The organism is Mycolicibacterium anyangense (genome assembly GCF_010731855.1).
Classification (GTDB): domain Bacteria; phylum Actinomycetota; class Actinomycetes; order Mycobacteriales; family Mycobacteriaceae; genus Mycobacterium; species Mycobacterium anyangense.
The window spans coordinates 4,965,310-4,988,213 of sequence record NZ_AP022620.1 but is presented as its reverse complement, the minus strand read 5'-3'; the positions used below and the strand labels follow the sequence as shown (position 1 = coordinate 4,988,213).

26 protein-coding genes are annotated in these 22,904 nt (G+C 67.5%); 7 read left to right on the top strand and 19 right to left on the bottom strand.

All coding sequences use genetic code 11. The features are described from left to right. Positions 1 to 67: 67 nt before the first annotated feature. Positions 68 to 241 carry a hypothetical protein gene (locus tag G6N35_RS23595; RefSeq protein ID WP_163806619.1) on the top strand — a complete coding sequence of 58 codons (174 nt, stop codon included), beginning with the start codon at positions 68 to 70 and terminating at the stop codon, positions 239 to 241. Here the strand turns inward: G6N35_RS23595 and G6N35_RS23590 are convergent. From G6N35_RS23590 to G6N35_RS23550, 9 genes are all read right to left on the bottom strand, one after another. After that, complete coding sequence (locus G6N35_RS23590; protein ID WP_163806617.1) at positions 238 to 1,416, bottom strand: MinD/ParA family ATP-binding protein; 1,179 nt, start codon at positions 1,414 to 1,416, stop codon at positions 238 to 240. The genes G6N35_RS23595 and G6N35_RS23590 overlap by 4 nt on opposite strands. Positions 1,417 to 1,492: 76 nt before the next feature. Next, the gene (gene ccsB / locus G6N35_RS23585) at positions 1,493 to 2,476 is read right to left on the bottom strand and encodes a c-type cytochrome biogenesis protein CcsB (protein ID WP_163806615.1); all 984 of its coding nucleotides are present in this window, start codon (positions 2,474 to 2,476) and stop codon (positions 1,493 to 1,495) included. 2 nt (positions 2,477 to 2,478) lie between these two features. Beyond that, positions 2,479 to 4,107 (bottom strand): cytochrome c biogenesis protein ResB, encoded by a 1,629-nt coding sequence (gene resB, locus G6N35_RS23580; protein WP_163806612.1) that lies wholly within the window; start codon positions 4,105 to 4,107, stop codon positions 2,479 to 2,481. Then, positions 4,104 to 4,883 carry a cytochrome c biogenesis CcdA family protein gene (locus tag G6N35_RS23575; RefSeq protein ID WP_163806600.1) on the bottom strand — a complete coding sequence of 260 codons (780 nt, stop codon included), beginning with the start codon at positions 4,881 to 4,883 and terminating at the stop codon, positions 4,104 to 4,106. The genes resB and G6N35_RS23575 overlap by 4 nt, the downstream gene beginning before the upstream one ends. Further along, positions 4,880 to 5,482, bottom strand: coding sequence for a TlpA disulfide reductase family protein (locus tag G6N35_RS23570; RefSeq protein WP_163806598.1), 603 nt, complete (start codon positions 5,480 to 5,482; stop codon positions 4,880 to 4,882). Before G6N35_RS23570 ends, G6N35_RS23575 begins: the two co-directional genes overlap by 4 nt. Then, positions 5,479 to 6,120: a histidine phosphatase family protein gene (locus tag G6N35_RS23565; protein ID WP_163806595.1), complete on the bottom strand. Its 642-nt coding sequence runs from the start codon at positions 6,118 to 6,120 to the stop codon at positions 5,479 to 5,481. The genes G6N35_RS23570 and G6N35_RS23565 overlap by 4 nt, the downstream gene beginning before the upstream one ends. Further along, positions 6,117 to 7,433 carry a glutamate-1-semialdehyde 2,1-aminomutase gene (hemL, locus tag G6N35_RS23560; protein ID WP_163806593.1) on the bottom strand — a complete coding sequence of 439 codons (1,317 nt, stop codon included), beginning with the start codon at positions 7,431 to 7,433 and terminating at the stop codon, positions 6,117 to 6,119. The genes G6N35_RS23565 and hemL overlap by 4 nt, the downstream gene beginning before the upstream one ends. Positions 7,434 to 7,501: 68 nt before the next feature. Beyond that, a complete protein-coding gene (locus tag G6N35_RS23555) occupies positions 7,502 to 8,089 on the bottom strand; it encodes a TetR/AcrR family transcriptional regulator (protein WP_163806591.1) in 588 nt (195 codons plus the stop codon). Then, a complete protein-coding gene (locus tag G6N35_RS23550; RefSeq protein WP_163806589.1) occupies positions 8,086 to 8,889 on the bottom strand; it encodes an alpha/beta hydrolase in 804 nt (267 codons plus the stop codon). Before G6N35_RS23550 ends, G6N35_RS23555 begins: the two co-directional genes overlap by 4 nt. Positions 8,890 to 9,067: 178 nt before the next feature. Between G6N35_RS23550 and G6N35_RS23545 the strand changes: the two genes are divergently transcribed. The 4 genes from G6N35_RS23545 to G6N35_RS23530 all read left to right on the top strand — a co-directional run bounded on the left by G6N35_RS23545 (position 9,068) and on the right by G6N35_RS23530 (position 12,329). Further along, the gene (locus tag G6N35_RS23545; RefSeq protein WP_197748438.1) at positions 9,068 to 9,373 is read left to right on the top strand and encodes a FeoA family protein; all 306 of its coding nucleotides are present in this window, start codon (positions 9,068 to 9,070) and stop codon (positions 9,371 to 9,373) included. Then, positions 9,370 to 11,322: a ferrous iron transporter B gene (feoB, locus tag G6N35_RS23540; RefSeq protein ID WP_197748437.1), complete on the top strand. Its 1,953-nt coding sequence runs from the start codon at positions 9,370 to 9,372 to the stop codon at positions 11,320 to 11,322. Before G6N35_RS23545 ends, feoB begins: the two co-directional genes overlap by 4 nt. After that, positions 11,319 to 11,852 (top strand): NifU family protein, encoded by a 534-nt coding sequence (locus G6N35_RS23535; protein WP_163806587.1) that lies wholly within the window; start codon positions 11,319 to 11,321, stop codon positions 11,850 to 11,852. The genes feoB and G6N35_RS23535 overlap by 4 nt, the downstream gene beginning before the upstream one ends. Before the next feature lie 93 nt (positions 11,853 to 11,945). Further along, positions 11,946 to 12,329 carry a nitroreductase family deazaflavin-dependent oxidoreductase gene (locus G6N35_RS23530; protein WP_163806585.1) on the top strand — a complete coding sequence of 128 codons (384 nt, stop codon included), beginning with the start codon at positions 11,946 to 11,948 and terminating at the stop codon, positions 12,327 to 12,329. Here G6N35_RS23530 and G6N35_RS23525 read toward each other — a convergent pair. The 10 genes from G6N35_RS23525 to G6N35_RS23480 all read right to left on the bottom strand — a co-directional run bounded on the left by G6N35_RS23525 (position 12,313) and on the right by G6N35_RS23480 (position 21,532). Next, entirely contained in the window at positions 12,313 to 12,756 is a 444-nt protein-coding gene (locus G6N35_RS23525; RefSeq protein ID WP_407664637.1) for a pyridoxamine 5'-phosphate oxidase family protein, read from the bottom strand. The two genes, G6N35_RS23530 and G6N35_RS23525, sit on opposite strands and share 17 nt — an antisense overlap. Before the next feature lie 62 nt (positions 12,757 to 12,818). Then, positions 12,819 to 13,280, bottom strand: a complete 462-nt coding sequence (locus G6N35_RS23520; RefSeq protein WP_407664578.1) for a hypothetical protein — start codon at positions 13,278 to 13,280, stop codon at positions 12,819 to 12,821. Next, entirely contained in the window at positions 13,277 to 16,192 is a 2,916-nt protein-coding gene (locus G6N35_RS23515; protein ID WP_163806579.1) for an MMPL/RND family transporter, read from the bottom strand. Before G6N35_RS23515 ends, G6N35_RS23520 begins: the two co-directional genes overlap by 4 nt. Further along, a complete protein-coding gene (locus tag G6N35_RS23510) occupies positions 16,189 to 16,641 on the bottom strand; it encodes an MmpS family transport accessory protein (protein ID WP_246224487.1) in 453 nt (150 codons plus the stop codon). The genes G6N35_RS23515 and G6N35_RS23510 overlap by 4 nt, the downstream gene beginning before the upstream one ends. Further along, positions 16,638 to 17,240 (bottom strand): TetR/AcrR family transcriptional regulator, encoded by a 603-nt coding sequence (locus G6N35_RS23505; RefSeq protein WP_163806576.1) that lies wholly within the window; start codon positions 17,238 to 17,240, stop codon positions 16,638 to 16,640. The genes G6N35_RS23510 and G6N35_RS23505 overlap by 4 nt, the downstream gene beginning before the upstream one ends. A gap of 141 nt (positions 17,241 to 17,381) precedes the next feature. Beyond that, the gene (locus G6N35_RS23500; RefSeq protein WP_197748465.1) at positions 17,382 to 18,683 is read right to left on the bottom strand and encodes an aspartate aminotransferase family protein; all 1,302 of its coding nucleotides are present in this window, start codon (positions 18,681 to 18,683) and stop codon (positions 17,382 to 17,384) included. Between the two features lie 29 nt (positions 18,684 to 18,712). Beyond that, positions 18,713 to 19,765 (bottom strand): phosphotransferase, encoded by a 1,053-nt coding sequence (locus tag G6N35_RS23495; protein ID WP_163806572.1) that lies wholly within the window; start codon positions 19,763 to 19,765, stop codon positions 18,713 to 18,715. Between the two features lie 2 nt (positions 19,766 to 19,767). Next, the gene (locus G6N35_RS23490; protein WP_163806570.1) at positions 19,768 to 20,154 is read right to left on the bottom strand and encodes a hypothetical protein; all 387 of its coding nucleotides are present in this window, start codon (positions 20,152 to 20,154) and stop codon (positions 19,768 to 19,770) included. Beyond that, positions 20,151 to 21,080, bottom strand: coding sequence for a metallophosphoesterase family protein (locus tag G6N35_RS23485; RefSeq protein WP_163806568.1), 930 nt, complete (start codon positions 21,078 to 21,080; stop codon positions 20,151 to 20,153). Before G6N35_RS23485 ends, G6N35_RS23490 begins: the two co-directional genes overlap by 4 nt. Further along, positions 21,077 to 21,532, bottom strand: a complete 456-nt coding sequence (locus G6N35_RS23480; protein WP_163806566.1) for a cupredoxin domain-containing protein — start codon at positions 21,530 to 21,532, stop codon at positions 21,077 to 21,079. The genes G6N35_RS23485 and G6N35_RS23480 overlap by 4 nt, the downstream gene beginning before the upstream one ends. A gap of 128 nt (positions 21,533 to 21,660) precedes the next feature. Between G6N35_RS23480 and G6N35_RS23475 the strand changes: the two genes are divergently transcribed. Beyond that, positions 21,661 to 22,197: an RNA polymerase sigma factor gene (locus G6N35_RS23475; RefSeq protein WP_163806564.1), complete on the top strand. Its 537-nt coding sequence runs from the start codon at positions 21,661 to 21,663 to the stop codon at positions 22,195 to 22,197. Next, positions 22,197 to 22,880, top strand: coding sequence for a Rieske (2Fe-2S) protein (locus G6N35_RS23470; RefSeq protein WP_163806562.1), 684 nt, complete (start codon positions 22,197 to 22,199; stop codon positions 22,878 to 22,880). The genes G6N35_RS23475 and G6N35_RS23470 overlap by 1 nt, the downstream gene beginning before the upstream one ends. Positions 22,881 to 22,904: the final 24 nt, after the last annotated feature.

Here is a 22,904-nt window from a genome sequence, read left to right as displayed (position 1 = left end):
CCGCCCGAATTGTCTGACACGGCGCCGAGCCTACCGACGCGCGTATATTCGGACCAAGGAGGTTGTTGTGCTGTACCTGCTGCTCGCCTTGATCATCGCCGCCGTGGTCTACGTCGGATGGCGCGCCGTTCGCGCGCAGGCGAACCGCCCCAAGACGCGTGTCATCGGACCCGATGACGACCCGGACTTTCTGTGGCGGCTCACCCACGGGGACAACAACAACCCGAACAACCCGCGCTAGCCGAACCGCTCGTCATGATTGGCGGCGGGAAAGCCGTCGGCCACCACCGCGGCCAGCTCGATCAACGCCGCACGGGTCTTGGGCCGTAGCCGGTCCAGATCGATTTCGGCGCCCTCTTCCAGGTGCGGGTCGAACGGCACCACCCGCACCGCCCGGCACCGCCGCGAGAAATGGTCGACGACCTTCTGCATGTCGACCTTGCCGGACCGTGGGCGCACGGCGTTGATCACGCACACCGATCGGCGGACCAGATCCTGATGCCCGTGAGCGTCGAGCCAATCCAGCGTCGCCGAGGCGCTGCGCGCGCCGTCCACCGACCCTGAACTCACCACGATCAGAGTGTCGGCCTTGGCCAACACCGACGCCATGGCCGAGTGCATCAGACCGGTGCCGCAGTCGGTGAGGACCAGGCTGTAGAAGCGCTCCAGCACCTCCAGCGCGCGGTCGTAGTCCTCGGCGCTGAACGCCTGCGACACAGCCGGGTCGCTCTCGGAGGCCAGCACCTCCAACCGGCTCGGGCCCTGCGAGGTGTAGCTGCGGACGTCGCTGTAGCGCTCGATGCCCTCGGCGTCGCGCAGTAGGTGACGCACCGTGGCCGGGGTCTCCAGCGGCACCTTCTGGCTCAGGGTGCCGCGGTCGGGGTTGGCGTCGACCGCGATCACCCGGTCCCCGCGGACCGTGGCGAACGTTCCGCCCAGCGTCGCGGTGATGGTGGTCTTGCCGACGCCACCCTTCAACGACAGCAGCGCGATCTTGTAGCAACCCTGCAGTGGCCGGTTGACCTGCGCTACGAGGTTCTTGTTCTGGGCGTCCCGCGGGCTCTCGCCGACGTTGATGAGCTTGCCGGAGGCCAGATAGAGCAGCCGGCGCCAACCCGACGACGGCGGCGTCTTGACCTGGCGCAGCAGCGCACTGGTCGACAGGTCCGGGTACGGCGTCGGCGGCACAGTCGGCCGGTACGACGGCACCGGAGGCACCTCGTTGACATAGGAGTTGTAGTACGGCGCCGCCGCCGGTATCGGATCGAGCGGTATGCCGATCGGCGGCGTCGCCGTCAGCCAATCGGGCTCCGGCTGGGGTGCCGAGGTCGCCGGGTCGGAGAACCGCTGCGCGCGGAACACCGTTGTCGCATCAGTCAATTCGCGGGCCGGACGCGGACCATGATGATCGGACACGTGCACTTCCCCCTGACTTTCGTTTCGGGTCGAGTGATTCTCGTGCGGTACTTCCAAAGCCTAGCGCAGGCTCGGGTCAGCTCACTCCGGCGTAGGAGTGCAGCCCGACCGTCACAAGGTTGATGAAGAACAGATTGAAGACCATCGCGACGAATCCGACCACGTTGATCCAGGCGGCCTTCTTGTCACGCCAACCAGCCGTCGAGCGGGCGTGCAGATAGGCGGCGTAGACCACCCAGGCGATGAACGACACCGTCTCCTTCGGGTCCCAGCCCCAGTACCGGCCCCACGCCTCCTCGGCCCAGATTGCGCCGAAGATCACACCGAACCCGAAGATCGGGAACGCGAAGATGGTGGTGCGGTAGGCGATGCGGTCCAGGGTCTGGGCGTCGGGCAGCTTGGCCACGATGTTGGCCAGGGCGCTGGTCTGGTCCGGCTGTCCGAACTTCGACATCTTCAGCAGGAACAGGATGCTGGCCACACCGGCGACCAGGAACACCCCGGAGCCCAGGCTGACCACCGAGACGTGGATGGGCAGCCAGTAGGACTGCAGCGCGGGCATGACGGGCGCGGCGTTGGTGTAGAGCCACTTGCCGGACACCGCCAGCAGGATCAGCACCGGGAACAGCACGAACACCCACAGCGCGCGGTACTGCGGCTTGCGCAGCACCACCGCGGCCGCCACCAATCCGCTGAACGCGGTCAGGTTGATGAACTCGTACATGTTGCCCCAGGGCGCGCGCATGGTGGCCAGGCCACGCAGCACGATGCAGGCGAACAGCAGCGCGATGCCGACGTAGACCAGGGCCAGGCCGGCCTTGCCGATCCGTTCGTCGGTCGAGCGCGTCGGGGCGTCGACGACGACACCGGGGCGGTCGCTGTCGGCGGTGACGGCTCCGGTCCCTGCCGCCACCAGCTCACGCGCCTCGGCCTTGCGTCCGCGGCTGTAGGCCAGCTCGACGGCCAGCAGCAGCAGCGCGCCCACCAGGACGACGATCGTGGAGGTGAACGCCCAGTCGGAGTACCGAGCCAGGCCGATGTCGATGTGTTCGGTATTCACGCTCAGACCTTCTCTTTCGACGGCGCCGCGTCCGTCAACAACCGCTCCGTGAGCTTCTCGAACTCGCTGCCCCACCCGGAGTTGTCGGTGCGGGCCAGACCGCCCAGCTCGACACTCACCGTACCGGGCTGGGATGCGGGTTCAATCCTGGCCCACACCCGCCGGCGGCGCACGATCAGGGAGACCAGCAGGCCGGCCATCATCGACATGGCGAACACCAGCACCCACACCTGGCCCGGGTCGTGGGACACCTGCAGGTTGACGAACGGGGTGGCACTGTCGAACCTGACCACGGTGCCGTCGTCGAGCCGCACCTGTTCCCCCTGGCGCAGATTGATGCGCTTGACCTTGGTCAGCCGCTTCTGCTCGAGCAGCCGGTGGTCGAGGGTGAACAGCGACTGCGGGCGTCCGCTGTCCAGCCCGGTGTCACCACGGTAGATGTCGATGGCGACGGCCGGGTCGTTGAGTGCGGGGTAGCTCGACGACAGCAGGGTGCCGTCGAACTCGGCGGTCGGGGCGAACAGGCCCATGATCGCGAGCTGGTGCTTGCGGCGCTCGGTGGCATCCGGATACATGCCGCCGGGCGGGTCGACGCGGATCACGCCCGAGGACAGCAGCGTGCGCGGATCGTCGGGCCGCCACTGCAGGGTCTGGGTGCGTTTCTGCCCGTTGGGAAAGGTGACGGTGAAGGTCGGGGCATAGCCGTGGCCCTGCAGGTACACCCGGTCACCGCCGATGCGCAGCGGGTGGTTGACCTCGAGGCGGTACGGCCGCCAGGTGCCGGTCGCCAGGTCATCGCCGGCCTGATAGTCGATGTTCGAGGCGAACGAGGTGGCCTGCCCTCCCGGCAGGTAGCGGGCCTGAAAGTCGTTGACCTTGATGCACATCGGATACAGCGAGGTGCCGTCGACGCTGTTGCCGGCGCGGAACGAGTCGAAGGCGGCCGGGGAGGCCGAGCAGAAACCTGGGCCGCCGTTGGCGATGACGATGACGTTGCCCTCGTAGCCGAACAGCTTGCCGACGGCGATCGCCACCAGCAGGCCCAGCAGCGAGAAGTGGAAGACGATGTTGCCGAACTCCCGCAGGTAGCCCTTCTCGGCCGATATCTCTGTGACCTCGCCGTCCTGGCGGACGACCCGCCGCCAGCCGCCGAGCCGTCCGCTGATGTCGGCGGCCACCGACTCCGGAGTGCCGGCCACCTCGGCGCTGGCGAACTTCGGTAGCCGGGAGAGATTGCGCGGGGCGGGCACCGGGGTGGAGCGCAGGGTGCGGACATGGTCGAGCATCCGCGGAGTGAGGCAGCCGACCAGTGAGATGAACAGCAGCACGTAGATCGAGGTGAACCAGAAACTGGAGAACACCTCGAAGAACTGCAGCCGGTTCAGCCACGGCCCGATGATCGTGTGGTCGGCGAGGTACTGCTCGACCTTGGCGTCATTGAGGCTGCGCTGCGGCAGCAGTGCGCCGGGGACAGCAGCAAGCGCGAGCAGGAACAGCAGCACCAGAGCGGTGCCCATCGAGGTCAGGGCACGCCAGCCGGCCCGCAGCCACCCGACGAGCAGACGCATAATCGCACCCGGAGAGCCCGATTTGTGCGATTGTGCGTCTGCTCGCGGGGAGGTGGTGGTCATATCGGCAGCCTCACATCGGAGACGAACGCGTCGCGCACCCAGGAGATGAAGTCGTTCCACAGTCCGGTGACCAGGGCCAGGCCGACGGCGATCAGCAGCAGGCCGCCGAAGATCTGGATGGCCCGGGTGTGGCGGCGCAGCCACCCGAATCCGTTGACCGCCCAGCCTGATCCGAGGGCCAGCAGCACGAACGGGATCCCCAGGCCCAGACAGTAGGCGATCACCAGCACCACCCCGCGGGCCACGTTGGCACCGTCGGTGGCCGAGGCGACGGTGATCACCCCGGTCAGGGTCGGCCCCAGGCACGGTGTCCAGCCCAACCCGAACACCGCACCCAGCAGCGGCGCACCGGCCACCCCGGCGAGCCGGCGCGGGGTGAACCGGGCCTGGCGCTGCAGGGCGGGGACGAACCCGATGAACACCAGCCCCATCAGGATGGTCAGCACGCCGCCGACCCGTTGCAGCAGAATCTGATTGGTGATCAGCGTGGTCGTCATCCCCAGCACGGCCACGGTGCCGAGCACGAACACCGCGGTGAAGCCGGCGACGAAGAGCAGCGCCGACCCGGCCACCCGCCAGCGCTGGGTCTTGATCGCCACCTGCCCGGTGGCCGCGTCGAGATCGTCGACCCCGACGACGGCGGCCAGATAGGACAGGTAGCCGGGCACCAGTGGGACCACGCAGGGCGACGCGAACGACACCAGCCCGGCGAGCACGCAGACACCGAGGGCCAGCAGCAGCGGGCCCGCGGCGGCGGTCTGCGCGAATCCGGTCATGGTGCGGCAGGTTTCGGTGCCGGTTCCGCCGCGAGGCGCTGCACCACGGGCAGCAGGTCCTCGGCGAGCAGTTCACGCAGGAACACCGCGGCCACCCGATGCTCGCGGTCGAGGACGACGGTGGACGGGATGACGGTGGTGGGATACTTGCCGCCGAAGGCGATCATGGTGCGCATCGCCGGGTCGTAGATGGACGGGAAGCTCACCTTACGGTCGACGACGAAGTCCTGCGGCGCGCTGATGTCGTTGTCGCGCACGTCGATTCCCAGGAACGCCACCCCGAGGTCACGGGTCTGGTCATAGACCTTCTCCAGTTGGGTGATCTCCGAGCGACACGGGCCACACCACTGACCCCAGACGTTGACGACGACGACCTTGCCTGCGAAATCTTTGAGCGAGACGGTCTTCGACGGGTCCATCAGCTCCGGACCCGACAGCGGACCGGGCGTACCGCGACTGGCCGGCGGGTCGTAGAAGATATCGGTCTTGCCGCCCGGCGCGACGAACTCGAACGTCCCGCCCTGGGCGACGGCGTCGTCGCCGGTGGAGCAGCCGGCCAACAGCGCCGCCGCCACCAGGAAGACCGCCAGCCGCTTCACCGCCCGCCGAGCTCCGCGTAACCCCAGCCGACGTAGTCGTCGCCGTCGAAGTAGAACGACGTCAGCGACGCCAGGTTGCACAACCGCCGAGTCGGGAAATGATGCAGCGGTTGGTCATTCATCGCACGGCGCAGCGTCTCGACCGGAAGCTGGTGGCTGACGCACACCGCCTCGTGGCCGCTGGCCTTTTCCCGGGCCCGGTCCACGGCGGCCTTCATGCGCACCGCGATCTGGTGGTAGGGCTCGCCCCAGGACGGCTGGCGCGGGTTGCGCAGGTGCCACCAGTTGCGCGGATCCCGTAGCGCACCGTCCCCCGGCGAGACCTTCTCACCCTGAAACACGTTGAGCGACTCGATGAGTTCCCCGTCGACGTCGACCGCCAGACCGTGGTGGGCTGCGATCGGCGCGGCAGTCTCCTGCGCGCGCTCCAGCGGTGAGGCCACCACATAGACGATGTCGCGGCTGGCCAGCCAGCTGGCCACCGCCTCGGCCTGGGCACGGCCGCGGTCGGAGAGATGGAAATCCGGTAGCCGCCCGTAGAGAATGCCTTGCGGGTTGTAGACCTCGCCATGGCGCATGACGTGCACGGTCGTCCGGACGCTCGCGGCCGGCGCATCGGCCTGGGTCCGATCGCTCATGGCTTGGCCTCCGCGGCAGCACGCGCCGCCGCCGGCAGCGCCGCGGCAATCCGATCGAAGGCGTCGTCATCCAAAGCCGCGGAGACGAACCAGGTTTCGAATGCGCTCGGCGGCGCGTACACCCCACCGGCGAGCAGTGCGTGGAAGAACGCCGGGAACCGCCAGGTCTGGCTGGCCCGCGCCGAGGCGAAGTCGGTGACCGGCTCGTCGGTGAAGAACACCGACAGGAAGCTGCCCGCCCGCGCCACCTGATGGATGACCCCGGCCTCGGTGAGCGCGTCGGTGAGCAGTGCGGCCAGCCGGTCGGAGTTGACGTTGAGCTTCGCGTACACCGCGTCGTCGGCGTTGCGCAGGGTCGCGAGCCCGGCGGCCACCGCCACCGGGTTACCCGACAGCGTCCCGGCCTGGTACACCGGCCCCAGCGGGGCCAGCCGCTCCATCACGTCGCGGCGCCCGCCGAACGCGGCGGCGGGCAGTCCACCACTCATCACCTTGCCGAAGGTGAACAGGTCGGCGTCCACGGGATCGACCCCGTACCAACCACTTCGGCTGATCCGGAAGCCCGTCATCACCTCATCCATGATCAGCAGTGCGCCGTGCTCGGCGGTGATGCGGCGCAGCGCGACGTTGTAGCCCGGCAGCGGTGCCACGGCACCCATATTGCCCGGGCTGGCTTCGGTGATGACCGCGGCGATGGTGTCGCCGAATTTCGTAAAGGTCTCCTCAACCGCAGCAATGTCGTTGTAGGGCAACACGATCGTGTCGGCAGCGGTGGCACCGGTGACCCCGGGTGAGGACGGCAGCCCCAGCGTCGCCACGCCGGAGCCGGCGTCGGCCAGCAGGGCGTCCACGTGCCCGTGGTAGCAGCCGGAGAACTTGATCACCTTGGAGCGGCCGGTGAACCCTCGGGCCAGGCGCACCGCACTCATGGTGGCCTCGGTGCCGGAGTTCACCAGCCGTACCCGCTCCACCGGCGCCATCCGCGCCACGATCTCGGCAGCCAGGTCGGTCTCCCCCGGCGTCGGCGCCCCGAACGACAACCCGTCGGCGGCGGCCCGCTGCACCGCCTCGACGACGGCCGGGTGGGCGTGGCCGAGGATCATCGGCCCCCACGAGCACACCAGGTCGATGTAGCGGTTGCCGTCGGCGTCGGTCAGCCAGTAGCCGTTGGCCGAGGTGATGTAGCGCGGCGTGCCGCCTACCGAGTTGAAAGCCCGCACCGGGGAGTTCACCCCGCCGGGAATGACCTCGCAGGCCTGCGCGAACAGCCGCGCCGAGGCGGCGGTCGGGGCGGCCTGATCCGTACTGCTCATGGCCACCAGTGTCCCAGCCCGGCCGGGGTGGTCAACTACAGGGTGTAGCAGCCCGCTGACCAGCCTGTTCACCCCAGCCCGGCGACCAACAGATCAAGCAGATGCTCGAAGCTGGCGGCGGGTTCGGGCGTTTGCCCGATTCCGGCGATCTCGATGGTGACGGCGCCGTGCACCGCACTCCAGACGGCCTGGGCGGCTTCGGTCGGATTCTTGGCCGCCGCACCGGTGGCGAAGGCGCGGACCAAATCCACCAGCACGCCGAAGACGGGCCGCCCGTGGGCTGCCGCGGCCGACGTCTGGTCCGCCAGCGGGCTTCCGTTCGAGAAGATCAACCCGTACCGGGCGGGGTGGCTCAGCGCGTAGCTGCGGTAGTTGCGGCAGGCCTGGCGAAACCGTTCCACGGGAGCGCCATCGGACGGCTTCTCGATGACGACGTCGAGGTCGTCGAGCGCCCGCATCGCCAGCGCAGCCAGCAGGGCTTCCTTGTTCGCGAACCGGTTGTAGACGCTCATGGGCGCGACATCGGCTTCATGGGCGACGGCGCGAATCGTGACACCGGGCGTCCCGTCGCGATCCAGCACGGTCTCGGCCGCGTGTAGAACCACGGCCGAGACCTGTTCGCTGGCGGTGCGCCGCCGTCGCGGTGTTCTCGTCATGACCGGCCGGCGGCACCCCGGTCGGCCAGCCAGGCCAGCGTGGTGTCGGCAACCTCACGCCACCCCGCATCGATGGTCAGCGAGTGGCCGCGACCGTCGAACGCGTGGAAGTCGGTGATCGCATCCGATTTCCGGTACAAGCCATGTGCGGCCTTGGCGCTGACGTAGGGCACGGTGTGGTCGGCGGTGCCCGCGGTGATCAACAACGGCCCACGAGCGCTGTTGGCGGTGTCGACCTTCGCCGGCGAGTTCGGGGCGAAGTTCGCGACCGCGGCCTGGAACAACGGCTTGGCCGGCGACGGGATCGACCACTGATCCCACAGCGCATCCGACTCGGCGGGAGTCAGCGCATTGCCGAATCCGTAGCGCCACTGCGCCTGGGTAAGCCCTTTGGCGCGGCCACGGTTGAGCGGGTTGCCCAGGACCGGGAAGGCCGAGCGCAGCTGTGCGATCGGCAGCGGCTTGACGCCCTTGATCGGGGCGGGATCGATAGCGACGGCGGCAGCGGCCTTGTTCTGGCCGAGCAGCTTCTGGGCGATCAGCCCGCCGAAGGAGTGCCCGATGACCACCGGCGGGGTATCGAACTGGCCGAGGATCTTCGCGAAGTGGTCGGTCAGCTCGTCGATGCCGAAACCCGCTTGATCCGAAGGGTTTTCGCGGGTGGCGGCGACGGTTTCATGTTCACCCGGCCAGGCCGGGGCGATGGCCTGGTAGCCCTGGGCGGCGAAGTGGTCGATCCACGGCTGCCAAGCCGTGGCGGCGACCCACAATCCGTGGATGAAGACGACGTTGGTGGTCATGAGGTGGTCCTCCCGTCAAGACGTCGCTGTTCCTTATAGAACAACGTTACATAAGCGTGCACTCGTCTGAACACATGACGGGGGGCGAGAAATTCCCGGACCGAGGTCGCGAAGTCGGGCCCTGCCCGACGGGTCACTCACAGGAACCGCACTGACGGGTACGCATATTCTCGTAGCCGTGTCTTCGGTATCCGACCGTATGAGCCGACGCCAGCTGGCGTCCGGCTCCGAGGTGGATGCCGCTGCCACCGTCACCCTCGCCGACCTCGAGCGCGGCCAGCGAGCCACGGTCGTCGGCTACGGCGACGAAGTCGCTGCCAGCACCGCCCGCCGGTTCTTCGATCTCGGCATCGTCCCCGGCATCGAGGTCACCATGGTGCGCCGCGCTCCGCTGCGTGACCCGGTGATCTTCCGGGTCGGTGACTACGAAATCGCCCTGCGCACCACCCAGTCGCGCTGCATCCATGTGGAACGGGTCAGGTGAGCGGACATCACCACCATGGCGGGGGAACCGCCGAGGCCAACGTCGGGCTGACCCGCTTCGCGGTCGTCGGCAGCCCCAACTCGGGCAAGACCACCCTGTTCAACGCGATGACCGGCCTGCACGCCAAGACCGGCAACTACCCGGGCGTCACCGTGGCCCGCTTCGAGGGCCGGATGCGGCTCGGTGAGCAGACCGTCGTCGTCGAGGACCTCCCCGGCACCTACAGCCTGGATCCGATCAGCCCCGACGAGCAGATCGTCGTCGACGTCCTCGACACCGACCAGCTCAACAGCCGCGTCGACGTTCCCGATGCGCTGTTGGTTCTGCTCAACGCCACCACGCTGCGCCGCTCGCTGGGCTTGTTGGCCCAACTGCTGCAGACCGGGCTGCCGGTCTGTGTGGTGCTGACGTTCACCGACGACCTGGCCCGGCGCCGCGGCACGCTCGACGTCAGGGCGCTGAGCCGCGCGCTCGGCGTCCCAGTGGTGCCGGTGGTGGCCGGGCATCGGGATGGGGTGGAGGCGCTGCGCGCGGCCATGGCCGACCACGAGGCGTGGAGTACGCCGGTGGTGCTGCCGCCCACCGACATCGCCGAGGTGACGGCCTGGGTGGACTCGGTGCTGGCCGCCGCGGGCTACGAAGTGCCCGACCTCGATCACCGGACCCGCCGCATCGACGCGGTGCTGCTGCACCCGGTCGCCGGCACCCTGATCTTCCTGCTGACGATGTTCGTCTTCTTCCAGACCATCTTCACCGTCGCCGCCCCGTTGCAGGACTACGTCGCACAGTTCTTCGGCTGGCTCGGCGACCTGGTGGCCGCGCACGTCCACGTGTCGTGGCTGTCGGCGTTCCTGTCCCAGGCGATCATCGGCGGCGTCGGCAGCGTGCTGGTGTTCGTGCCGCAGATCGTGCTGCTGTTCGTGCTGATCGCGCTGCTGGAAGGTACCGGCTACCTGGCGCGCGCGGCGTTCCTGATGGACCGTGTGATGGCCAGGGCCGGTCTGGAGGGCCGCGCGTTCGTGGCCCTGCTGTCCTCGGTGGCGTGCGCCATCCCCGGCATCATGGCGACCCGATCGCTGCCGTCGGCCAAGGACAGGTTGGCGACCATGATGGGCGCGCCACTGATGACCTGCTCGGCGCGGCTGCCGGTGTACATCCTGCTGATCAGCATGCTGCTGGGCGCCGACGCCAAGATCGGGCCGTTCAGCGCCCGCGGTGTGGTGATGTTCGCGCTGTATCTGCTGGGCGCACTGTCGGCGATGACGGTGGCGGCGGTGTTCAAGCGCTTCACCTCCCGCAGCGGCGCCGCGCTGCCGTTCTACATGGAGATGCCGCCCTACCAGGTGCCGCGGCTGAAGACCGTGGCCGCCGAGGTGTGGACCGCCGCGTCGGCCTTCCTGCGCAAGGTCTCCTCGATCATCCTGGCGACGACGGTGCTGCTGTGGGTGCTGCTGAACCTGCCGCTGCGCCACGACGCCGAGATCGCCACAGCCGGTGTCGACACCTCGGACTCCGCGGCGGTATCGGCCTACGTGCTGGACCACTCGTACGGCGCCTCGGTGGGCCGGGCGCTGGAACCGGTGTTCGCGCCGCTGGGCTTCGACTGGCGGATCAACATCGGCGTGCTGTCCTCGCTGGCCGCGCGGGAGACCTTCGTGGCGACCCTGGGCCAGGTCGCCGCCGCCCAGGATCCCGAGGACCCGGCGGATTCGCTGCGCCAGATGCGGGTGCAGAGCGGACCGTCACAAGGCCGGCTGCTCTTCGACGCACCAACCATCACCGCCCTGCTGGTGTTCTTCATGTTCGCGCTGCAGTGCATGTCGACAGTGGGTGTGCTGCGCCGCGAGACCGGTTCGTGGAAGTGGCCGGCGATCGCGTGGGCCTACATGTTCGTGCTGGCCTGGGTGCTGGCGTTCGCGGCGCGCTCGGTCGTGGCGGCGCTGTGGTGATCGCACTGCACGCCGAGCGAGTCAGCGGCGAGCCGCAGGCGGTGCGCTGGGTGGTCGGCACCGACGGGGTTGCTACCGGCCGGGTGGTGTCCGCACCGGGCTCGCTCGGCGGACTCTTTGCCGACGGCACGCTGACGGCTGGGCTGGTGGAGCCAGCCGCCGTCTGGCTGTGGCTGCGCGACGGGATGTCCTGGCGGACCGCCGGACCCGCGGTGTCAGCGGCGGTGCGCGAGGCCCTGGCGGCACCGGATCAGTGGGTGGTCGAGCCCGCGCCCGGGGAGGTGTTGGAGCGGGTGGTCGCTGACCTGCTGGACGGCTCGGTCGGCGACTTCGTGCGCTCCCACGGCGGTTCGGTCGAGGCCTCGCGGGACGGTGACGTGGTGAGCATCCACCTCGGGGGAGCCTGCGAGAGCTGCCCCGCGGCCGACCACACCCTGCGGGCCCGGCTGATCGGTGAACTGCAGCGCCGCTGCCCCGATGTGGTGGAGCTGGATTCGCACGGCGGTCGGCTGACGCTGAGTCTGGGTTGATCGAGTCTGCGCTGGCCGCACCGATTCTGCGCGTAGATCGTGTTTTCACCCCGAATTGCGATCTGTACGCAGACTCGGCGCGATGATTGGGTGATGCAACTGCCGCAATGGCTGGCTCGGTTCAACCGGCACGTGACCAACCCGGTGCAGCGACTGTGGGCGGGGTTCATCCCGACGATGGGCATTCTCGAGCACACCGGACGCAAGTCGGGCCGACAGTTCCGCACGCCGCTGACCGTGTTCACCACGGACGAGGGTGTCGCGATCCTGCTGACGTACGGCCCCGACCGTGACTGGCTGAAGAACATCACCGCCACTGGCGGCGGACGGCTCAAACGCTACGGTCGCACCTTCGTGGTAGCCGACCCGCGGGTGATGAGTAAAGCTCAAGCGGCTGAACATGTTTCGGGGTTGTGGCGGCCGATTTTCTCGGCGCTCCCGTTCGAGAACGCGGTGCTGCTCAGGCGCGCCAGCTGAGCAGTTCGCCAGAGCCCGCGGTCATCACCGTGCCGGGCATGACCCGCAGCCGCCAGGGCTGCAGGCGCAGCACCGCGAACGCCTCGGACGTGGGGCCGCCGGACCACTGCGGGATGATCGCCGGGTCGTACCCGACCGGCGCGGGCGCGTTCTTGAACTTCTCCCAGATCGCGGCACGGACGTCGTCGTCGAACGCCCACTGCACGTTGCACTCCGCAGTACAGGTGTCGTGGTTTGGCGCCCAGTAGGTGATCGACGCGTAGGGATTCGCCTGTACGTGAGCCCGTTTCAGCGGAGTGGGGACGGTGGCGATCCAGCCCTGCAACTGCTCGCCGTCCCACTCCCAGATCGGGTGCAGCACCCGGCTGCGCGGGCGGCCGCCGGAATCCACGGTGGCCACCGACGCCCACACGATGCGATGGGCCATGCGGACGAACGCCGGAGCGATGGCGTCAAGCGAGGTCACATCGGCACTGTACGTCGTCGGCCTCAGCCGTGGGCCGCCGTCGCGATCGGTTCGTGTGCGTCGTCGGTCGGGGCTGCGGGCAGCCGGCGCTTGAGCGCCGCCACCCGCAGCAGCTGCATGGTGAGGTTGGTTCCGGCCAGCATCGGGATCAGCCCGATGAACGTCCGCAGCGACGGGTCGCGGCCGTGCAGCTGTTCGAGGCTGCCGAAGACGTAGATGCATCCGACGGTGATGATCGCGGCCGGGATGCAGAACGCCAGAGGTGACCGGCGATCGGTGATGATCTGGGCGGCCAGCGCCAGCTCGTCGGCGGACATCGGTTGCTTCTTGCGAACCTTGCGCAAAACCGCCGTGGAGCCTCCCACCGCTTCGCTCAACGGGGTCTTGGGCCGGCCGAGCAGACGTTGCACCACGACGAATGCTCCAGCGGCGAAACAGAAGATGGCGATGTAGGAGATCACGGTCAACATGCCCCATACGCTCACTGGGTCACCGTCCCGGACTTCGCGCCGCTGTGCTCGTCGTCGTCATCCCACAGCAGAAGTTGGCGCACCGACGAGCGTGTTCCGTACGGCTGAAGCATCTGGCTGGCGGGGCGCGGGCGCACCCGTTGCGGCCACCAGAACCAGCGGCCCAGCAGCGCCGCGATCGACGGCGTCATGAACGAGCGCACGATCAGGGTGTCGAACAGCAGACCGAGCGCGATCGTCGTGCCGACCTGGCCGATGGCACGCAGATCGCTGAACACGAACGCGGCCATGGTGGCGGCGAAGACCAGACCGGCAGAGGTGACGACAGAGCCCGAGCCCACCATCGCTCGGATGATGCCGGTGTTCAACCCCGCGTGGATCTCCTCCCTGAATCTCGAGATCAGAAGCAGGTTGTAGTCCGACCCCACCGCGAGCAACAGAATCACCGATAGTGCCAACACGATCCAGTACAGCTGGATCCCCAACAGGTCCTGCCACAACAGCACCGAGAGCCCGAACGAAGCCCCCAGGGACAGCGCCACGGTGCCGACGATCACGAGGGCGGCGACCAGACTGCGCGTCACGAACACCATGATGAGCAGGATCAGGCTGAGCGCCGAGATCGCAGCAATCATCAGGTCGTACTTCGCGCCTTCGCTGATGTCCTTGTACGTCGATGCGGTCCCACCCAAGTAGATATCGGACTTCCCCAGTGGAGTGCCTTTGACGGCTTCCTTCGCCGCAGCGCGTAGTGCGGCGATATGAGCGATGCCATCGGGAGTGGCGGGATCACCGTCATGGGTGATGATCAGACGGGCGGCCTTGCCGTCCGGGGAGAGAAAGAGCCGAAGCCCACGCTGGAACTCGGGGTTACTGAACACCTCCGGTGGAAGATAGAACGAGTCGTCGGACTTTGCCGCATCGAACGCCTGGCCCATGGCCGTAGCATTCGCAAGATTCGCCTCGCTGTTGGCGGCGATCCCGGAGTTGGTGGCGTAATTCGTCATCGCCAAATCCCGGTTGGCCTGCTGGCTGGCGATCTGGGTGGGAATCAGCGCGAGCAACTTCGGTTGCAGGGCAGTCAGTTTGTCCAGACTGGCCGTCACATTGCCCAACTGGTCGGTGAGTGCATCGACACCGTCGAGAGCATCGAAGATCGAGCGCAGCGCAGCACAGGCCGGGATGTCGAAACAGTGTGGCTCCCAATAGAAGTAGTTGCGCAGCGGCCGGAAGAAATCATCGAAGTTGGCGATCTTGTCGCGCAGCTCCTGGGCGATCTCGACAGTCTGATGGAAGGCTTTGGCCTGCTCGTCGGTGGCGGCATTGGCCTGCTGCTGCAGCGCGAGCTGTTGCCTCAGAGTGTCGATGGAGGTGTCGATCTCGGCGACCTGCTTGAGGATGTCGGCGGCTCGGGCCTGCTGGAACGGCAGATTCTCGATCTGACCGACGCTTTGCGCACTGAGTTGGAAGCCCAGCGACGTGTGATCCAGCGGGGTGCCCAGCGGCCGGGTGATCGACTGCACCTCGGCGATGCCCGGGGTGTGGAAGACGGCCCTTGCCACCCGTTCCAACAGGATCATGTCGGCCGGGTTGCGCATGTCGTGGTCGGTTTCGATCATCAGCAGCTCGGGGTTGAGCCGGGCCTGGGAGAAATGCCGTTCGGCGGCAGCGTATCCGGCCACCGCGGGCGCGCTACCCGGCAGGTAGCGCCGCTGGTCGTAACTGGTCTTGTAGCCGGGCAACGCCAGCAGCCCGATCAGTGCCACCCCGACGCTGACGACGAGGATGGGGCCCGGCCATCGGACCACCGCAGTCCCGATACGCCGCCACGTCCGGGTGCGCAATACTCGCTTGGGCTCCAGCAGCCCGAACAGCGATGCCACCGACAGCACGGCGGGCGCCAGCGTCAGCGCGGCCATCAACGCGACCGCCACGCCGATCGCCGACGGCGGACCCATGCTCTTGAAATACGGGAGCCGCGTGAAACTCAGACATAGCACCGCCCCGACCACCGTCAGGCCCGACCCGAGGATCACATGCGCCGTGCTGCGATACATGGTGTAGAAAGCGGTCTCCCGGTCCTCTCCCAGCTGGCGGGCTTCGTGGTAGCGCCCGACCAGGAAGATGGCGTAGTCGGTGCCGGCGGCAATCACCAGTAGCGTCAGCAGATTCGTAGCGAAGGTCGACAGTCCGATCACCCCGGAGCTGGCCAGCAGGCTCACGATGCCACGTGCCGCCGAGAGCTCCACGAGGACCGTGAGCAGGGTGACGACAGCCGCTGAGATCGAGCGGTAGATGAACAGCAGCATGGCCATGATCACGACGATGGTGATGACGGTGACCTTGCCGACCCCCGCGCTGCCCACCGAAAGTTGGTCGGCGAACAGCGGTGCCGCCCCGGTCACGTAGGTCCGCACGCCCGGGGGACGTGGCGTATGGTCGACGATCGCGCGAACCGCGTCGACCGACTGCAGAGACAGCGAATCACCCTGATTGCCAGCGAGATTCAACTGCACATAGGAGGCCTTACCGTCGTTGCTCTGCGCCGCCCCTGCCGTCAGCGGGTCGCCCCAGAAATCCTGGACATGCTGTACATGGGCGGTGTCAGCGGACAGCTTGCGGACCAACGCATCGTAGTAGGAGTGGGCATCCGGGCCGAGCGGCTGATCGCCTTCGAGCACGACCATCGCCACGCTGTCCGAGTCGTACTCGCCGAATGCCTTTCCCATTCGCTTCATCGCCTGCAACGACGGTGAGTCCGGTGAGATCAATGAGACGTTGTGCGCCTTGCCGACATCCTCCAGCAGCGGCACGAACACGTTGGTCGTTGCGGCGATCAGCAACCACAACAGCACGATCAGCACGGAAAACCGGCGAATGATGCGGGCGATGGCGAACTCGACGCCCTCCCGCTGTTGTTCGGTCATCCGGACTTCTCCAGGCAGTAGGTGTAGGCGTTCTGGGTGGTGGTGGTGCGCTCGTCCTTGACCTGGCCATCGATGGTGATCCGGCATCCCAGGGAGTCGGTGTTACCTTGGGCGACCACGTTGGTGAAGACACCTGGCTGCGTGGTGGTGACGTCGTAGGACCACGGCAGCGTGGCGTCGGCGACGTGCTGGGGTTGCGCGTTGATGTCGAGGTAGCTGATCGACGCCACCGCACCCGGGGCACCGAAGACCTCGATCACCAGATGCTTGGGCGTCGAGGCCGTGTTGTCGTTCGGAAGCGCCCCGCCGGCCGAGACGTCGTTGTGGGAGCCGAAGATGCCGTGCAGGCGGTAGACACAGAAGCCTGCGATCACGATGACCACGACGGCGACCACCACCGTCCAGCTACGCACCAGCAGCCGGCCGATCGAGGGATGAGCACCCGTCACGGCGCGAGATCCCCACGGAGGTAGTGCTGGAACGTAGTTCCGAGGTCGGTGATGACGCGGTCGCGCGCCCTCGTCTCCAGCGGCTTCAGGGCGACCACGTAGCGGGCCATGGTGAAACCCACGACCTGCGACATCACCAGGGCTGCCCGATACTCGGCGTCGGGGACACCGAGGCGTTCGGCGATGGGCAGCAACACATTTCGTGTCAGGTACTCGCGCACCAGCTCCGCTGCGGCGGGTTCGGAGGTGGCGGCGCGCATCATGCTCAGCATCCGGCGTCGGCGGGTCTCGTCGTCGAGGGTGTCGACGAGCACGTTGGCCAGCCGCAGCCCCACCAAGGATTGATCACCCGTCACCACGGTCTCGATGAGGGCCGGCGGATCGACGGCAAGTTCCACGACGGCCAGGAACAGTTCCCATTTCTTGCCGAAGAAGTGGGTGACCAGCGCCGGATCAACGTCGGCTTGTTTGGCGACCGAGCGAATCGAGGTGCGGTCGTACCCCAGTTCGGCGAACTGTTTGCGGGCGACATCCTCGATCAGCTCACGGGTGGTCGTGGTTCCGGGCCGTCGACCGGTATGGACACGTCGAGTCGCCAACCCAGTCTCCCCGAAGGTCGTCGTTAGGAATTCCGCGGGTGAAGAATTCCACGCGTGCAGAACTGTAACGCCGCCGTGCCCGGCGGGCAAGGGCGGCGTTGTTTCCGTGAGGTCAGACGGCCACGCCTGACCTCACGGCGGCTACTGCGCGGCGACGAGTGCGGCGGCGAACTCCGTCAGGAACCGGTCCGCGTCGGGTTCATCGAACGCCAGCGGCGGACGAATCTTGAGGACGTTGCCCCGCGGCCCCGAGGCGGAGATGAGCACGCGCCTGCGGCGCAGCTCGTTCACGACGGCCGCCGCCTGCGCGGGGTCGGGTGTGCCGTCGGCCGGGTCGATGACGTCGACGCCGAGGAAGAGCCCGCAACCGCGTACGTCACCCACGATGCGGTTCTCGGACGAGGCCGCCAGTACGCCAGCCTTCAGATGCGCGCCGACGCGCGCCGCCCGCTCGATGAGACCGTCGGAGCGGATGGTGTCCAGCACGGCTTGTGCGGCGGCGATGCAGACGGTATTGCCGCCGAAGGTGTTGAAATAGCGGATGTTCTGCCCGAATTCGACGAGCAGATCGGGCCGGAAGATGGCCGCTGCGATCGGCATGCCGTTACCCATCGGCTTGCCGATGGTGGCGATATCCGGCTCGATGCCGTGGCGCTGAAAACCCCACCACGCCTGGCCGGTGCGGCCGAACCCGGGTTGGACCTCGTCGGCGATGTACAACCCGCCTGCCCGGTGCACCTCCTCGATCGCCGGGGCGAGAAAGCCCGGCGGGTCGCTGATCACTCCGTCGGAGGAGAAGATGCTGTCGGCGATGAAGGCGGCGAGGCCCACTCCGTGTCGGTGCAGATCTTCAGTGGCGGAACGGATCTGGTCTCTCAGGTGCCCACCACGATCAGCCCGGTCGCAGTCGAGAGGTTCGACGACGCGCACATGGATGTCCAGTGGCGAGTGGGTGCCCAGTGACGGCGAGATGGCGGCTACCGTTTCGGTGACGCCGTGGTAGGCGTTGGCGGTCACGATGATTCCGCGGTTACCGGTGACGTACTTGGCCACCCGCAGGGCAAGGTCGTTGGCTTCCGAACCCGAACAGGTGAAGACGATGTTCGACAGCGCTGCCGGGAAGGTGGACAGCAAGTCCTCGGCGTATGCCGTGACGCTCGGCTGCAGATAGCGGGTATTGGTGTTGACTGTGTGCAGTTGGCGCGCGACGGCGTCGGCGACGGCCGGGTGGGAGTGCCCAATACAGGGAACGTTGTTGTAGGCGTCGAGGTACTGGTTGCCGTCCGAGTCGTAGAGGTAGGTGCCACTGCCACGGAGCACCTCGACGGGGTCGTCATAGAACAGCCGGTACACCGGGCCGAGCACCTGGTTGCGGCGTTGGATCGCGTCGCGGGTCTTGGCGGACAGCGCCGAGATCCGTTGCGGGTCAAATCCATTGACCATGGTGGGGGCGGCGGGCCGTGGCGGGGTGCTCATGGGCGATGCGGGGTCCTTCCGACCGAGTCGGTGCCGATGGCGCCACGGATCCGTTCCTGCGCCGTGTCCAGCGGGATAGCGCGCAGTTGCTCCAGTGTCCGCCAGGTGTGTTGTGAACGAGCCTGGCCGTATACCTTGGCTGGTCCGGCACGCCGAGCCGTCCAGGTGGCGGCGTTGACCGCGAGCCGGACCCGGGCCAGCGGGAAGACCAACGCCAGCTCGGCCTCGGTGAGCGGCATGACCCGGTGGAACCCGGCGGTCACCTCGGCCAGCGCGGAGACCGGGTCGTCCTTGCGCAGCATGGCGTACGCACCGGCGATGGCCGGTTCACACACCCGGGCGGTGTAGAGCGCATCCGCGAAGTCGATCACACCGGCGATCAGCTGTCCGGCCGGGTCGGCAAGCACGTTGAAGTCATTGAGGTCCTGATGCACAACACTTTTGGGCAACGACGCCGCGGCGGGCGCGACGACGTCGGCGAAGAGCGCAAGTGCCTCGTCGACGATCTCGCGGTGCGTCGGTACGTCGATCGCGGGTAGCGCCTGGGTGAGCGCGCGCGGAGCTGCCAGGAGATCCCACGTGTGGGTGGCCGGTACCGCCCCGACGGCGTGCGCACCGGCCAGAGCGATCACGATCCTCGCCGCGGTGGCACCCCAGTCCGCGAGCAGGCCCGGCTGATGCGACGGCAGATCGGCAAGCAGCGTCCCGTCCAGCCACGAGTACATGCCCAGGTAGCGGCCGTCGCCCAGTGGAACGACATCATCGCCGGACCGCGTCCGGCGGACGGCGGCGACCGGGACACTCCCGGCGAGCTGGTCGAGCAGCCGGTGCTGCCACCGGACGCCGTCGACGTCCTGGGCTGGGTACACCTTGACGACACACCGGCTACCGGAGACGGTCGTCGCGGCGAATGTCTGGTCGAACTCGCCGCCAAGGGGATGCACGTCGGCAATTCCTGCCCCGAACGCGGCATCGATCGTCGTCGCGATGCCATGCAGCAGGGCCTGTCGATCCTGCATCCGCTCCCCCCGATCGGTTCTCGATGCCACGATTACACATCGTCGGGGCGGCCGGCGCCGAAGTCCACTCCCCACCGTGACCATACGGTCAGACCGACGACGGTGAGCTCGGCGAATACGCTGATCAGCGCGTGTGGCTGGGGCTGCCATCCCCGCTCGACGAACCCCAACAGCCCGACGGTGCGTGACATCACGAACGCGCCGAGCGCCGCCAGGGCGACGGTCGCGCCAGCCAGCCGAAGCCAGACCGGCCCACCGACTGTGATCAGCACCGCGAGCGCCACGAAGACACTGGTCAGCGCGAGAAAGCCGAAGCCGACCAGCGGTATGTGCCGATAGCCTTGCAGATACAGGTACCCATGACTCACGGCGCTGACCACCAGGGCCACCACGATGCCGACCGTCCGCAGGTGCGTCATTGCAACCGCTCCTCTTTCAGCGCCAGCGCCTGTTCACCCCGGCGGTAGGTGACCTCCCGGATGCCGAGCGCGTCGCGCAGCCGCCCGGCCGGCAGCGTCACCGGTTTGGGGGCCGGTCCGTCGCCGGGAGCAGGAAGCGGATAGGCCGTTGTGGTCGCGCTGTAGAAGGTGACGTTGCCCTCGGTCTTGGAAAAGACCTGGTGCACATGACCGTTGAGGCAGGTGACGGAGGCGAATCGGCGCATGTAGCCCAGGGCTTGGGCGGCATCGTCGGTGCCCCATCCCCAGTCCGGATACATGGCGAACAGCGGGATGTGGCTGAACACGACGATCGGGGTGTCCGATGGCAACGGGGCAAGGTCCTTCTCGATGAACTCCAGCTGGTCGACACCGAGGTGACCCAGCTTCTTGAGGTTCAACGTGTTCACCAGGCCCAGGACGTGGACCCCGGCGATGTCGAAGCTGTACCAGCCGTCGCCGCGAGTTCCGGCACCGAACACCGAACGGTACTTCTGGCCGGCGTCGTCCACCGAGTCGTGCTCACCGGGCACGGTGAACACGTGCGGTGTCTTCATCGTGCTCATCATCTGCTTCACCTGGTCGAACTGCGCCGGCGTCGCCACGTGCGTCAGGTCGCCGGTGTGGATGACGAAATCCGGTGTGTAGCCGAGGTTGTTGATGCGGTCGATCGCGTGACCGAACGACGCGGTGACATCCGGGTTCGCCGTTCCGGTGAAACCGATGTGGCTGTCGCTGACTTGGGCAAAACGCAGGGTCGGGCGGTCGTTGACCGCGGCCGGGGCGGTCGCGAGGTGGGAGAGCACCTCGCCCCCGACCACGCTCAGTCCGACCGCGGCACCGAACCAGGCGCTGTGGCGCATCAGCTGCCGGCGCGTCATCTGCTGCGGATCGCGCTGCCCCGTCATGCCGACACCACCACGGTGCCGTGCATGAACGGATGGATGCTGCAGAGGTAGCTGAAACTGCCGGGCGCGGTGAACGTGAAGGTGTACTTGTCGTTGGTCCCGAGGCCTGGTGAGTGGAACGACCCGTCATCGGCGACGACGGTGTGCGGTTCCTCGTCATGGTTGGTCCACGTGACGGTGTCACCGACCTTGACCGTCAGGGTGGCCGGAGTGAACGCGAAATTGGTGATGTCGACAGCGGTGCCGACAACCGGCTGCTGGGCGGACGTGGCGGGCGCCGAAGACTGACTCGACGGCACCGGCATCCCGGTCATTCCCGACATACCGACCGGCGTCCCACCGTTGGCGCCGAAGTCCGGTGCGGGTGTCGCGACCGGGTGCGAGCAGGCAACCAGGGCGGTGATGCCGGCGGTGGCCAGCACCGCAGCGGTGCCGGCGCGGGTGCGAGTCATGATCGCGTCCTCCTCGAGTGAACCGCGTCCGCGGCGCGGACGTCTAACCAAGAGATAGGCCCGCGGTTACAGCCCTCTTCGGGTGTAACCCGTCGCGCTATCTAGAGCATGTGACGAGAGGCGGATGTATGCCCGCGCGCGAAAGACGGGAGCCGCACCCCGATTTGCGGCTGGTGTCCGACGAGCGCTACCCGAATTGGGAAGCGGTCTACGAGGACAACGTTCTGTGGGTCTACCGCACCATCTTCAACCGGGTCGGTAACCGGCCGGACGCCGAAGACTTGACCTCCGAGGTCTTCCTGACTGCGATGCGGCCACTGCGGTTGACCGCGAGCGTCGCCGAGGTGCGGTCCTACCTACGTGCCACGGCGCGCACCGTGCTGGCCGCCCACTGGCGCTCCACAATGGGACAGCAGATCACCACTATCGACGATCTTCCCGTTCCAGTCTTGGCAGAGCCCATCCCCAGCACCGCGCCACAACGGTTGACCTCGGTGCTCGCCGCCCTACCCGACAACTACCGACGAGTCCTGGAACTCCGTTTCCTGCAGGGACTTTCGGTTCGTGACACGGCCGGTGCGCTCGGTGTGAGCGTGAACAACGCCAAGGTTCTGCAACACCGCGCACTGCGGCTGGCCGCGCAGATCGACGACGGGACACGGTGATGACCGATCGCGGATTGCACACCGCCATCGAGGACCTGTTGGCGGGACGATCGCCCCGAGGATTCGATCCCAACGAGTTCGAGGCCGCCCAGTTGCGAACTGCCATCGAACTGGTCGCCGCCCGGCCGGGAGCCGATACGCCCTCGCCGGAGTTCGTCGGCACTCTCAAAGCCCGCCTGGCACAGCAGATGTCCGGTGAGACACCACCACCACGGCGCACCATCTCCTCGACCCGCCGCCAGGTGATCATCGGAACCGCGGCGGCGGCCACTGCCGCGGTCGCATCGGTGTCGGTCGACCGGCTACTCTCCCCGGTCGCCGAGCAGGGCGACGGCGGCGAGCTGGCTCCCACCGACGGCGCATGGCGCGCCGTCGCGGACAGTTCCGCACTCACCGAGGGTTCCGTTCACGCGTTCGATCTTGGTTCGGTCAAGGGATTCGTCCGCCGGGTCAAAGGTGCGGTCTCGGCGGTCTCGGGTATCTGCACCCACCAGGGCTGCGCCTTGTGGTTCGACCAGGGCGCCGATCGGCTACGGTGCCCATGCCATCTGACGTCGTTCTCCCCTGCCGGCCAAGTGGTCTCGCATGCCCTGCCGATCGCGCCCAAACCGCTGCCGCACTTCGATGTTCGCGAACGCGATGGCGTGGTCGAAGTGCTCGCACCACCCATCCAGCCGTCCTGATCTGTAACCTCACCGGCTATCTAG